General features: G+C 62.8%; 11 protein-coding genes. 7 read left to right on the top strand and 4 right to left on the bottom strand.

Annotation, left to right across the window (positions count from 1 at the left end):
- Positions 1 to 25: 25 nt before the first annotated feature.
- Positions 26 to 1312, bottom strand: a complete 1287-nt coding sequence (locus tag VGN68_RS08445; protein WP_327475710.1) for an FAS1-like dehydratase domain-containing protein — start codon at positions 1310 to 1312, stop codon at positions 26 to 28.
- Between the two features lie 75 nt (positions 1313 to 1387).
- Here VGN68_RS08445 and VGN68_RS08440 point away from each other — a divergent pair, with 75 nt between their 5' ends.
- Positions 1388 to 2875: a class I adenylate-forming enzyme family protein gene (locus VGN68_RS08440; protein WP_327475708.1), complete on the top strand. Its 1488-nt coding sequence runs from the start codon at positions 1388 to 1390 to the stop codon at positions 2873 to 2875.
- A gap of 42 nt (positions 2876 to 2917) precedes the next feature.
- On the opposite strand, the gene VGN68_RS08435 is transcribed toward VGN68_RS08440, so the two are convergent.
- Both VGN68_RS08435 and VGN68_RS08430 read right to left on the bottom strand, forming a co-directional pair.
- Complete coding sequence (locus VGN68_RS08435; RefSeq protein ID WP_327475706.1) at positions 2918 to 4141, bottom strand: acyl-CoA dehydrogenase family protein; 1224 nt, start codon at positions 4139 to 4141, stop codon at positions 2918 to 2920.
- A complete protein-coding gene (locus tag VGN68_RS08430) occupies positions 4142 to 5233 on the bottom strand; it encodes an acyl-CoA dehydrogenase family protein (protein WP_327475704.1) in 1092 nt (363 codons plus the stop codon).
- Positions 5234 to 5324: 91 nt separating this feature from the next.
- Here VGN68_RS08430 and VGN68_RS08425 point away from each other — a divergent pair, with 91 nt between their 5' ends.
- The 6 genes from VGN68_RS08425 (at position 5325) to VGN68_RS08400 (ending at position 11853) form a co-directional block, all read left to right on the top strand.
- Positions 5325 to 6125 carry an enoyl-CoA hydratase/isomerase family protein gene (locus tag VGN68_RS08425; protein WP_327475702.1) on the top strand — a complete coding sequence of 267 codons (801 nt, stop codon included), beginning with the start codon at positions 5325 to 5327 and terminating at the stop codon, positions 6123 to 6125.
- A gap of 57 nt (positions 6126 to 6182) precedes the next feature.
- Positions 6183 to 7277, top strand: a complete 1095-nt coding sequence (locus tag VGN68_RS08420) for an acyl-CoA dehydrogenase family protein (RefSeq protein WP_327475700.1) — start codon at positions 6183 to 6185, stop codon at positions 7275 to 7277.
- Positions 7274 to 8479 carry an acyl-CoA dehydrogenase family protein gene (locus VGN68_RS08415; RefSeq protein ID WP_327475698.1) on the top strand — a complete coding sequence of 402 codons (1206 nt, stop codon included), beginning with the start codon at positions 7274 to 7276 and terminating at the stop codon, positions 8477 to 8479. The genes VGN68_RS08420 and VGN68_RS08415 overlap by 4 nt, the downstream gene beginning before the upstream one ends.
- Before the next feature lie 18 nt (positions 8480 to 8497).
- Complete coding sequence (locus VGN68_RS08410; protein ID WP_327475696.1) at positions 8498 to 9748, top strand: acetyl-CoA C-acetyltransferase; 1251 nt, start codon at positions 8498 to 8500, stop codon at positions 9746 to 9748.
- A 48-nt stretch (positions 9749 to 9796) separates the two neighbouring features.
- Positions 9797 to 10141: a hypothetical protein gene (locus tag VGN68_RS08405; protein ID WP_327475695.1), complete on the top strand. Its 345-nt coding sequence runs from the start codon at positions 9797 to 9799 to the stop codon at positions 10139 to 10141.
- Between the two features lie 65 nt (positions 10142 to 10206).
- Positions 10207 to 11853, top strand: coding sequence for an MFS transporter (locus VGN68_RS08400; protein WP_327475694.1), 1647 nt, complete (start codon positions 10207 to 10209; stop codon positions 11851 to 11853).
- Positions 11854 to 12085: 232 nt separating this feature from the next.
- On the opposite strand, the gene VGN68_RS08395 is transcribed toward VGN68_RS08400, so the two are convergent.
- Positions 12086 to 13315, bottom strand: a complete 1230-nt coding sequence (locus VGN68_RS08395; RefSeq protein ID WP_327475693.1) for an MFS transporter — start codon at positions 13313 to 13315, stop codon at positions 12086 to 12088.
- Between the last annotated feature and the right edge of the window lie 47 nt (positions 13316 to 13362).

Raw genomic sequence — 13362 nt, 5'->3', positions numbered from 1 at the left:
CTTTTCGAAGGGAATGGAAGGCAGATCAATCCCCGCCGAGCTCACGATGGCGCGCCAGCATCCGTACCGCCTTTTCGGCCAGCGCGTCGGGTACCTGCGGATAGAGCGGCAGCGGCCGGTCCTTGCTGGGCAGCGCGATGGTCGCGGTGGCGCGCACCGTTTCCTCGTCGCGCTGGTTGGTGAACTTCACCGCCACATCGACGTAGCTTTGGCCGTCTTCCTGGCGCTTGGCCAGCACTTCGCCCGTGACGCGCTGGACATCGCCCATATAGTTGAACTTGCGAATCTCGTCATGGATATGGGTGATGACGGCGTCGTCGCCGGCCCAGTCGCTGAGATATTGCCACAGGTAATTTTCGCGCATGACGCCATAGTCATACGCCATCGGATTGCCGATCGCCTGTGCCCAGGTCGGATCCCAGTGGAGCCGCTGCGCAACGTCGGGAATGCCATATTCGTTCTTTACATAAAAAGCGGGAATACGCTGACGGTTCTTGTGCGCGAGGCGGTTTGCGGTCGGTGCGTACGGCACGAAGCCGTAGCCGCCGGCGTGAAAGCAGATGACGTCCGTGACAGTGAGCGGACCCTTGGCCTGCAGTCCCAGCGAGTCGCCCTTTTCGACGCTGTCGAACCAGCGCTTCTCGGCGCCCTGAACGCGCTCGGCGGCGTAGATATCCTCGATCGCCTGCATTTCCTCATCGGTATACGTTGCAGGTTCAATCGCCGAATATTTGCCCTTTTTGGCCGCAGTCTTGCGTTCGGTAAGGACGCGCAAAATGCGATAGACCGCAACAACTTCGCCTCGCTGGTTGAGCTTGACGTCACGCCGCACGCCGATGACCGAACGTCCGGCGAATTCGGATTGCTTGACCTCGCACGTCTCGTCGCCATTGAAGCTGTAGATCGTATCGCCGGGATAAATGGGCCGATAGAAATCCCACTGCGAACCCGACACGAAGACGTGGATGCCCTTGAACAGGCTCTTGCGCAGCGCCTTGATATGGTCGGGAACGGGATCGCCCAGCATCGGTCGGTTGATGACCCCAGCCATCATGCCCGGTGCGATCACGCTGCCCCAGCGGGTCTTTTTGGCATAATGCGGATCGGTATAGAGCGGCTTGTCGTCGCCAATCCCGTGCGCGAAATTGCGGATATTATCCTCGGTCGCGGTCTGGATATATTCGCGCGTTTTGGCCGCCTGGTCAAAACCGAGCAGCGCACGTTGCCGCTCAATGTCGGCGTCGGTGATTTCATATGCGACCGCCTTTTGCCACTCTTCGCTTTCTTTGATGTCGTTTTTCGCCTCGGCCATCGCTTATCTCCCTTGTCACCAGTTATATAACTAGGTAATACATCCCCAATAGCGAAGCAAGGGGATAGTGCCGCAATGGAAGTTCGCCGCATCAGCGATGCATTGAAGGTGCGCGCGCAACATCAGGCGGGCGAGATCGCGCACGATGACACCCGGCGGCAGATGAGCTTTGCCGAATGGGACCGCGAAGCGGACGAGGTTGGCGGTGGACTGGCGGCGGCGGGGCTGGTTCCGGGTGACCGCGTCTTCCTTGCGATCAGCAACAACCACGCGATCGAAATGGCGATTGCCGTGTTCGCGGTGTTTCGCGCCGGGGGCATTGCCTGTCCGATCAACACGCGCCTGACGGCCCGGGAGATCGCCGACTATGCCGCCTTGTGCGAACCGCGCTTCTGCCTGACCGACGCGCCCGACTTGGTGAAGGCCATTGAGCTCGAAGGTTGTTGGACCGTCGATGCGATGCCGCGCGACATCTCCGCGCTTCCCGACCAATCCGCGCTCGACCCCCTGGCCGACGCCGAAATCCTTGGCACATCGGGGACCACGGGGAAGATCAAGGGCGTCGTCGTGTCGCACCCCGACCTGATGAACGGCGTCACCGGGACCAATATGGATCGGTCGCGCTCGACGTTGCACGCTTTGCCTTTGACCGGATCCGGCGGCAATCTGGGCATTGTGATGCTGCCCGCGCGCGGCGGCGCAACGGCGATCACGCAGCCGAAATTCGATCCGAAGGGCTTTCTCGACCTGGTGCGCGAAAAGCGACCGAACCTGGTCTATCTGGTGCCGTCCATGCTGCGGCTTATCCTCGATCATCCCGATGTGGCCGATTATGATTTTGCCGGGGTGAAATATCTGATGACCGGTACAGCGCCGCTCCCGCATGATTCGGTGATACGCGCCGCGAAACTCTGGCCGCATCTGCGCATCCGCAACAGCTATGGCATGTCGGAAGGCGGCGTCGGGCTTGGTACCACCAGTCAGGAACAGGTGCAGAAGCCCGGCTGTGTTGGCAAGCTGCCCGCGCATATGCAGCTTCGCGACGAGGCAGGGAATGTCATCACCGAAGCGAATGTGGTCGGCGAAATTTATGGCTGGCAAAAACACCCGCGCCGTTACTGGAAAGACCCGCAGGCGTCGGCCGAAAGCTTCAAGGGCGGCTGGACCAAGACCGGCGACCTGGGTTTCGTCGATGCCGACGGCGATCTGATCATGGCCGGACGGTCGAAGGAACTGATCATCCGCGGCGGATACAATATCACGCCGCTCGAGATCGAAACCGCGCTTCACCTGCATCCCGCGGTGCAACAGGCGGCGGTGGTCGGCGTGCCGCACGAGGTGCTGGGCGAAGATATTGCTGCGGCGGTGACGCTGCGCCCGGGCGCTGATGCGAGCGCTGACGATATTCTGGCGTTCTGCCGCGAACATCTCGCCGACAACAAGATACCGCGGACGCTGGTCGTGATGGACGAAATGCCGCTCAATCCAAACGGAAAAATTCTGAAAAAGGATCTGGTCGGCCCGCTGGCGAAGGCGGCGGCGAACCGGCGCGCGGCCGCTTAACCGACCCGCACGCGCTTACGTAAAATAGCGATGGAGTGAACCTCAGCCTTTCAGCGCTTCGAACGGCACATCTTTGTCCATCCGCACCTCGCCCGGCATCCCCAGAACGCGCTCGGCGATCTGGTTGCGCAGCACCTCGTCGGCGCCGCCCGCGATGCGCATCACGGTCGAATAGATATAGTCATATTGAACGTCGGCTGTCGCCGTATCACCCGGATCGGGCGCGATCCCGGCGAGGCCGCGCAGTTCGAGCGCGAGGCCGTTGGTTTTCTGATAACGCCCGGCATAGGCAAGCTTGACCATCCCCGCGAGCGCGCCGGGATTTTCGCCCCGTGACACCATCGTACGCAGCCGCGCCTGAAAGAAACGCTCGCCCTGCTCTTCCGCCAGAGCCTCGGCCAGTTGCTGGCGGATCGCGCGGTCATCGAGCATGGTGCCGCCATGCCCGTCGGGCGTCGCCGCAGCAAAGTCGAGCAAGGGTTCGACCCCGCTGCGATGTGCGCCCGATCCGAGCCGTTCGCCCATCAGGACGGTCATGCAGCATGCCCAGCCCTCGCCCTCGGCGCCAATGCGATTGGCGTCGGGGATGCGAACGTCGGTGAGGAAGGTTTCGTTGAATTCGCTTGCGCCCGAGATCTGGCGGATCGGGCGCGTCTCGATCCCCGGCGTCTTCATGTCGACGACGAAGAAGGTCAGCCCCTTGTGTTTGGGCAACGTCGGGTCGGTACGCACCACAAGGATGCCCCAGTCGGTCAGATGCGCCCAGCTCGACCAGACTTTCTGGCCGTTGACGATCCAATCGTCCGAACCATCCTCAGCGCGCACCGCCTTGGTGCGGAGTGCCGCCAGATCGGAGCCTGCGGCAGGTTCGGAAAACAGCTGGCACCACGTCAGGTCGCCCTTCAGCGTCGCTTCGATAAAGCGGGCCTTTTGTTCGTCGGTGCCATGTTTCGCGATGACGGGAAGCGCCATGCCGGTGCCGATCGAGGTGAACGGCCCCTTTGGCAGGTGATATTTGCCCTCCTCTTCGGCGAAGATCACGGCTTCGGCGCCTGACAGCCCCCGGCCGCCCAGCGCCTTTGGGAAGGTTAGCCCCGACCAGCCGCCTGCATATAATTCGCGCATCCAGGCGCGACCGCGATCGGCTTCCTCGGTATCGGTTATTTTATCCCCGGGCGTCAGGACATGCGCGGGCGCGTGCGCCGCGAGCCAGGCGCGCGCTTCGGCGCGGAACGCGGCTTCATCCGGGCTGTCGTTGAAATCCATTTATGCCGCTTTCGCTTGGCTGCCGGGCTGCGCGTTCAGCAACCGGTCGGCCCAGAAGCCACGATTGCCGAGATGCACCGCCAGCATCCGCTCGCGCCGGTAATAGAAATGGCAGTTCGCCTCGAACGTATAGCCGATGCCGCCATGCACCTGCAGATTCTCGCGCGCCGCCAGTTCAAAGCATTTGATGCCCGAAAGGCGCGCCGCGGCCGCCGCGACGGGAAGGTCGTCGGGTGACGATTCGGCAGCCCAACCGCCATAATAGGCATTGGATCGTGCAAGTTCGGTGGCGACGGCGACATCGGCGAGCTTGTGCTTGATCGCCTGATAGCCGGCGAGCGGACGGCCGAACATCTGTCGTTCCATGGCATAATCGCGCGCCATGGTCAGGCATGCTTCGGAGGCGCCCGCCGCTTCAAACGCAGCCTGCACCGCCGCCTGATCGATCAGCCGGTCCAGCTTGCCGATGCCCGGCATCGCTTCCGCCGCGGCGCCGGCAAAGTCGAGGCGGTAATGCGGGCGGAGCTGGTCGAAGCTCTCCAGCTTGGTGCGCGTGACACCCGGCTGGTCGAGTTCGACCAACGCGAAGCGGCCATCGGCGACGAGCACAACCGCAATATCGGCTATGCCGGCGTCGGCGACCGGCGTCTTGCTGCCGCTGAGCTTGCCTTCGGTGAGCGTTGCGCCACACCCAAAAACCGGACCCGGACCCTCGGCATAAGCAAAGGTGGCGACGGCCTGACCCGACGCAAGTTTTGGCAACCAAGCTGCCTTCTGGGCTTCGCTGCCCGCAAGCCCGATCGCTTCTGCCGCAAGGATGATCGAGCTCATGAACGGCACCGCCGCATTCGCGCCGCCCAGCGCTTCCATGATGACGCCAAGGTCGAGCGCCCCCAAACCGAGTCCGCCATGCTCTTCGGGGATTGCAGCGCCCAGAAAACCCATGTCGGCCAACGCGCGCCATAATGGTTCGTCCCATTCGGCGCCCGAATCGATCAAGGTGCGCAATCGGTCGAACGACGACATATCGGCCAGAAGCGACCGCGCTTGCTCGCCGAGCATTTTCTGTTCATCGCTAAGGTCGAAATTCATCGCAGGCCTTGCCCTCTTGTTACGGTCTGTGTCATAGCGAGTTGTATAACTAGGTCAACCATGAGAACGACCGTGAGAGGATGAGCCGTCCATGCAATATGAAACGATCCTGGTCGATGTCGCCGATCATATCGCAACGATCACGCTCAACCGGCCCGACGCGATGAACAGCTTCACCAAGCAGATGATGGACGAATTCGAACATCTGTGGAAGTGGATTGGCCGCGAGGACGATGTCCACTGCTGCGTGCTGCGCGCCGCGCCGGGCAAGGCCTGGTGCACAGGGGTCGACGTCAAGGAATCGCAGAAGCCCGGTGGCACCGTCGTGGATCTGGCGAATATCTGGCACTGTGAAGACCCGGGGAATTACCTTGGTCCCAAATCGATGAACTGCTGGAAACCGATCATCGCCGCGGTGCATGGCATGGCGGCGGGCGGCGCCTTTTATTGGCTCAACGAGAGCGACATCATCATCTGCTCCGAAGAGGCGACCTTCTTCGATCCCCATGTCACATATGGGATGACAAGCGCGCTCGAACCGATCGGCATGACCTATCATATGCCGCTGCATGACGTGCTGCGCATGGTGCTGCTCGGCAATGATGAACGCATCGGCGCCGGCACCGCGCTGCGGATCGGGCTGGTGAGCGAAATTACCACGCTCGACGATCTGTGGCCGCGCGCGCACGAACTGGCGACAGCCATCGCCGCAAAACCGCCCGCCGCAACTGCCGGGTCGGTCAAGGCCATCTGGGAATCGCTCGACTTGCCGCGCAGCGTGGCGCTCCAACAGGGGCTCAAATACTGCCAGATCGGCAACCCGGTCGGGGTGCCGCAGGTGAACCGCACGGCGCTGATGGCCGACAAGGCAAAGAAGTTCACGGTCCGCTAGGCGCGGCATCCCACCCCGCCAGAACCGCCCTCTATCCGGGCAAGGAACCGAAATCCTATGTCGATTTTATATGATGAAGGGCAACAGGCCATCGCGACCGAGTCGCGCCGCATCCTCGAAGCGCGGATGAGCAAGGACGCGCTGTTGCCGCTGTTGGAAACAACGGGCCGATATCATGCGGGTTTCTGGGATACCGCAAAGGAGCAGGGCTGGACCGCGCTCGCGCTGCCCGAGGAATATGGCGGGCTCGCCCTTGGCCTCGTCGAACTCGGGCTGATCGCCCATCAGGCCGGGCGTACCGTCAGCGGCGCGCCCTTCCTGACATCGGGCTTTGGCGCGGCCAAAGCGATCGAGCTCTATGGATCGGATCCGCAAAAGGCCCGGTGGCTGCCCGGCCTTGCGACCGGCGAGATTATCGGGACCGTTGCGTTTGCCGAAGGGGCAGACGCCCTCCCCACCCAACCGCAACTGACCTTCACCGACGATCGCCTTGACGGGACGATGACCGGCGTCACCGGGGGGCTGGCGGCCGACATTGCTGTTGTGCTGGCGAACGGCCCCGGCATGGCGGTGCTTGCCGTCGCCGAACTCGGCGATGTGCAGCGCAGGGCGGTTCAGAGTTTCGACAACAGCCGTTGCTATGCCGATCTGGCCTTCAAGAATACTACTGCCGAATTATTGGCATCGGGCAGGCCAGCGCGCGACGCCGCACTTCATATTCTGGCGCTGCAGGCGGTGATCACCGCGCACGAGCAGACCGGCGGTGCCGAGGCGATGATGGAGGTGGCGCGCGACTATGCGCTGACGCGCCGCGCCTTCGGCCAAGTCATCGGCGCGTTCCAGTCGGTCAAGCACCGCATCGCCGAACTCTACGGCTTCGTCGAACTTGCCCGCGCCAACTGCATCCATGCCGCCTCGCGCGCAGGCGCCGCCGATTTCATCACGGCGGCCGCCGCAGCGCGCCTTTCGGCGACCGAAGCTTATGACACGGCGGCGCGCGACGCCATCCAGATCCACGGCGGGATCGGGGTGACGTGGGAAGCCGGCCTCCACCTTCATATGCGCCGCGCGCGCAGCCTGGCGATCGAACAAGGCAACGGCCTGTTCTGGGAAGATGTTCTGGTCGACCACTTGACGGGAGAAATCGCATGAGCGACCTGGAAGCCTATCGTGCCCAGGCCGCGACCTGGCTCGAATCGATGGCGCCGACGTTCGGCAAAGCCGCGCGCCAGAGCCTGTCCGAAGCCGACGACCTTGCGCTCGCCCGCCGTTATCAGGCGGCGAAATTCGAAGCAGGTTATGCCGGGATCAACTGGCCGGTCGAATATGGCGGCCAAGGCCTCGGGCATCTCGAAAAGGTGACCTTTGACAGCGAGGAAATGAAGCACGGCTTTCCCAATGCCTATTTCGGCATTTCGCTGGGAATGCCCGTCCCCATCCTGATGCAGTTTGGCGAAGACAAGGCGTTCGTGAAGGAGCGCGTGCTGAAAGCGCTGCGCGGCGAGGAAATCTGGTGCCAGCTGTTTTCCGAGCCCGCAGGCGGGTCCGATCTTGCGGGCCTGCGCACCAAGGCCGAGCCCGATGGCAATGGGTGGAAGATCAACGGACAGAAGGTGTGGACCAGCTGGGCGCAATATAGCGACTATGGCGTGATCGTCGTGCGCACCGATCCCAATGTGCCCAAGCACAAGGGACTGACCTATTTCTGGGTCGATATGAAAGCGCCGGGCGTCACCGTGCGGCCGATCAAGCTTGCGGGGGGCGACAGCCACGTCAACGAGGTGTTCTTCGACGACGTCAAAGTGTCCGACGATCATCGCATGTCGCCAGTCGGGGGCGGTTTCGCGGTCGCGATGGCGACGCTGATGATCGAACGTTATGTCGCCACCGACAGCGGCGGCTTTGGCCCCCATCTGAACTTGTTTGTCGAATTGGCCAAGGCGACGCAGATCAACGGTCGACCGGCCATCGAGGACGGCCGCATCCGGCAGCAGATTGCGCGCAACTATGCGATGCGCGCCGGCCTTGACGCAATCACCGCCCGCGCGATGGCGATGATGCAGGCTGGAATGACCCCTGGCCCCGAAGGCTCGCTCAACAAGCTGATTTCAGTGCGTTCACGCCAGAAACTCTCGGAGCTTGCGATCGATCTTCAGGGGAGCGAAGGTTTCGCATTTGACGACCATGCGTCGCAAAAGGACAATTGGACGTCGAGCTGGATCAACGCGCCGACGGGCCGCATCGCCGGGGGCGCCGACGAGATGCTGCTCAACACCATCGCCGAGAAAATCCTTGGCCTGCCCCAGGACCACCGCCCCGACAAGGGCGTCCCGTTCAACCAGATCCCCGCCTGATCACAAGGAAACCACATCATGACCGAAGCCTATATCATCGACGCTGTCCGCACCCCGCGCGGCATCGGAAAGCCGGGCAAGGGCGCGTTGTCACATCTGCATCCGCAGCATCTTGCTGCCACGGTGCTGAAGGCGCTCAAGGAGCGCAACAACCTCGACACGGCGACGATCGACGACGTCATCTGGTCCACCTCGACGCAGCGCGGCAAGCAGGGCACCGATCTCGGTCGCATGGCAGCACTGTCTGCGGGTTATGACGTCAAGGTATCGGGCGTGACGCTTGATCGCTTTTGCGGCGGCGGCATCACCTCGGTAAACCTGGCCGCAGCGGCGGTGATGAGCGGGATGGAAGATTGCGTCGTCGCGGGAGGCACCGAGATGATGAGCTATACCGCGCAACTGGCCGCCGACGAAGCCAATGCCGGAATCAAGCCGCTGGGCATGGGCGCGGGCAATCCCGCCCTCGACGCCATCCATCCGCAATCGCACCAGGGCGTTTGCGGTGACGCGATCGCCGCCAAAGAAGGCATCAACCGCCAGGCGCTCGACGCGCTTGCGCTCGTCAGCCAGCAGCGCGCCGACCGGGCGATCAAGGAAGACCGCTTCGCCAAATCGGTGGTGCCGGTGTACAACGAGGACGGCAGCGTCGCGCTGGACCATGAGGAATTTCCCAGGCCAGAAACGACCGCCGAAGGTCTCGCCGGCCTCAAGGCCAGTTTCGGGGCGCTCAAGGATTTCGACCTGGGCGGCGGCGTCACCTTCGCCAAGCAGATCCAGCGCGTCTATCCCGACTTGGAATGGGAAGGTGTCCATCACGCGGGCAACAGCTCGGGTGTTGTCGATGGCGCGGCAGCCTTGCTGATCACTTCAAAAGATTATGCCGACAAGAACGGCCTGAAACCCCGCGCCCGTATTGTCGCCTACGCCAATATCGGCGATGATCCGACACTGATGCTGAACGCCCCCGTGCCCGCAGCGAAGAAGGTGCTCGAAAAGGCTGGCCTGACCAAGGACGATATTGATGTCTGGGAAATCAACGAGGCCTTTGCGGTGGTCGCCGAGAAATTCATTCGCGATCTCGATCTCGATCGAGAAAAGGTGAATATCAACGGCGGTGCGATGGCGCTCGGGCATCCGATCGGTGCGACCGGTTCGATCCTCATCGGTACAGCGCTCGACGAACTGGAACGCTCGGGCGGTCGCTACGGGCTGGTGACGATGTGCGCTGCCGGCGGCATGGCGCCCGCCATTGTGATCGAGCGCATCTAGTCACGGTTCGCTGATACTGGAGGCGCGCAAAAATATGGGAGGATGCTGATGAATATCGCCAGAGGGGATGCCGCTGTACGCGAGCGTCACCGGACGTTGGACTTCGTCGGCCTGCGCGCCCATGCGACCGCAGTCGGATTGATCCAGCTTTGCGAGGAGTTGTTGAATGCAGGCGTATTGAGTGCCGATGGCCTCGATCGTATCAAAGATGCAATCTGCTCGGAACTCGCCATCGGCAAGCGCGCCCGGGTTTCCGATCAGCGCGAATTTGACCACATGCTCAGGCGCCGGATCGACGCCGTCTTTCCTGCCGCCCCCGGCAAACCCGCTCAGGACAATGTTGGCACGCTCGAAGAGTTCGAGGATGCTCTTGGCGGGTATCACGGCGCCTGACCGTTGGGCGAAGCGGACGCCGGGTGGCGATTGTGACGGACCCAACCCCCGCACGCACAACCGAATTGACGCGAACGGTCTCGATCGGCGAGCCGCTCCGCACGCCGCTGTTCCGGCGCATCTGGCTTGGCAGTCTCCTCTCCAACTTCGGCCTCCTCATTCAGGGGGTCGGCGCAGCCTGGGCCATGACCCAACTCACAGCTGCTGCCGATATGGTGGCGCTGGTCCAGACTGCCTTGATGCTGCCGATCTTGCTCCTGTCGATCATGGCGGGCGCGGTCGCCGATATGTACGACCGCCGCAAAGTTGGATTGATCGCGCTTTCGATTTCCCTTGTCGCCGCCGCCGGGCTCACCGCACTCACCGCCGCCGACCTGCTGACACCCTGGCTGCTCTTGGCCTCGTGTTTTGCGATCGGCACCGGCATGGCTCTGTTCGGACCGGCGTGGCAAGCGTCCGTCTCCGAGCAGGTTCCCGCCCACACGCTTCCGCAGGCTGTCGCGCTCAATTCGATCAGTTACAATATCGCGCGCAGCTTTGGTCCGGCGATCGGCGGGGTGATTGTCGCGACGGCCGGTGCCGTTGCCGCTTTTGCCGCAAATGCATTCCTTTACGTACCGCTGCTGATCGTCCTTCTGCTTTGGCGCCGCAACCACGTTCCCCCGCGGCTTCCCGCCGAGCGGATCGACCGCGCCATCGCATCGGGTTTACGCTACATCCTCCATTCGCCGTCGATCCGCACCGTTTTATGGCGGACGTTTTTCACCGGCGTCGCAGGCGGATCCATATCGGCGCTGATGCCGATCATAGCGCGCGATAACCTTGGCGGCGGTGCGCAAACCTACGGCCTGATCCTGGGAGCATTTGGCGTCGGCGCCGTTGCCGGCGCTCTTACAATTGGGGCGATTCGTCATCGCGTGTCGGGCGAGGCGGCCGTCAGTTTTTCAGCTGTCATCATGGCGGTCGGCATTGCGATCGTTGCGCTAAGCGGATCGATCGTCCTGACGGCAATTGCCCTGCTCGCGACTGGCGCGGCATGGATGGTCAGCATAACCCTGTTCAATATCGGCGTTCAGTTGGCGGCCCCCCGCTGGGTCGCGGGACGCGCACTCGCCGGTTTTCAGGCGGCCATTGCTGGCGGCGTCGCCATCGGCAGCTGGTTTTGGGGCCATGTTGCGCAGGAGCATGATCTGGCGACGGCGCTGTTTATGTCCGCCGCCACAATGGCCGCCAGCCCCCTGCTCGCCCTATGGCTCCGAATGCCACCCGGCGAACAGAGCGGTCAGGATGGTGTCGAGCAAGCCGCGCCGGATGCCAAGCTTGCACTGACTGCTCGCAGCGGTCCGATCGTCGTCGAAATCGAATATCGCGTTGCCCCAAGCGAAGCGCGCGATTTCTATGGTGCCATGCAAAAGGTCGGACGGACCCGGAATCGCAATGGCGCCTATAGCTGGTCAATTGCGCGTGACATTGTCGATCCGGAGTTGTGGACCGAAAGGTTCCACTGCCCAACGTGGCTCGACTATCTTCGTCATCGCAGCCGATACACGGTGGCCGAACTGGCACTGCAAACGAACGCGGAAGCTTTTCACCGAGGCGCCGAACCGATGCGCGTCCGCCGGATGCTGGAACGACCATTCGGATCGGTTCGCTGGAAGGATGACGCGCCGGATCAAGGCAATGACGAAGTCTTGCCGATCATATCTGCCTAGGCAGCAGAAAGCATCACACCAAGATCGTTTGCCACACAGGAGCGGCAGTTTGCTGGAGCGGCCGAAACTCGCGGCGCAAAGTGGCTCTTCCCGATCGCAGCCTTTCGTTCGGCCGTTTACAATCTTCTCCGAAATCAGCCGATAATTTTGTAGATGGAGCGCCGCCGATCTCAACTGCGACACCCCATTCGCGCCTCATGTTCGCAACGCCAGTCACCCCGCGTTTCCGCGATCAGGCATCGAGCGCCCGGATCCTGCGGCGAAGCAGGAACAGCCCGCCCGCCAACACCGCGGTCGGCACAAGCATCAGGGTAAAGGCGGTGCGCCCGTCGAGATGCGCGAAAAGCGCGCCGGTGATGACCGACCCGGTTGTCCCGCCCAGCGCTGAAAAGACGACGACCAGCCCCATCAGCGGCGGGTGGCTGCGCCCCGGCATCGCGCTCAGCATCACCGAGATGATCGTCGGATAAATCGGCGCGAGCGCGAAACCGATCAGCGGGAACAGGAACGCGGCGGCGGGCGCGTCGCGCCAGCTGGCAATCGGGCCCGGCCGCAGCCCGTCGGCGAGCGGCAGGACAAGGATGATCAGCGCCGCGAGCAACCCGAGGCAGATGTTGAGCACCGGATACCAGTCAAAGCGCGCCATCACCGCCCCGGCGCCGAACCGCCCCAGCGCGATGCACGCCGCAAACAGGCTGGCCGCCTGCACACTCATCTGCGCCGGCAGGTGCAATACCTCGTTGTTGAACGTCGGCAGCCAGGTGCCGATACCCTGTTCGATCAGGACAAAGACAAAGGCGCAAACGACAAAGATCAGCACCAGCGGCAGCGCCGCCAGGCGCAGCATCGCAAGCATCGGCGCACGCTCGGCCTGCGCCAGATCGCCGGCATCCGACGCGCGCCGCTCCTCGACCGGGGCCGCGAGCAATATCGCCAGCGCCAGCGCAGTTACCCCCGCCAGCACCCAATAGGCGTTCAGCCAGCGCAGCCCACTAGGGTCGATAAAGGCACTGAACACCCAATAGGACGACAGTACCCCGACCATGAACATGCCCTCGATCAGGCTGGTCAGACTGGCATGGTGCCGCGCGTCGGCGGTGACCAGACCGATCATCGAATAGACGACGACCTTCGCCACCGCGAACGCCGCACCGACCAGCGCGAAATGCAGCTGCGCCGTCCCGAAAGAGCCGAGCAGCGGCATCACGACGCACGCGGCGATCGCGAGGACCAGCGATGCGATCAGCGCATTGCGCAGCCCGAACCGCGGCAGATAACTGGCGGTCGCAAACGACACCACCGCGATCGTGATATCCTTGAACCCCTCCAGCGTGCTCGCCTCGGGCTTGGTCACGCCAAAGCTCGAAATCGACTGCAGGATCACCGTCCCGACGCTGTTCAGCAGCATCGCAAAGGCGACATAGGTCAGGATCAGCGCGGCGATCAGTCGGGTGCGGGCCATGATGCGTCCTTAGGCGAAAGGGGGACGGATGTATCGGGTACGGCAGT

The sequence above is a fragment of the Sphingopyxis sp. genome, from assembly GCF_035998965.1.
Lineage (GTDB): Bacteria > Pseudomonadota > Alphaproteobacteria > Sphingomonadales > Sphingomonadaceae > Sphingopyxis.
This window is presented reverse-complemented; position numbering and strand designations above follow the sequence as displayed.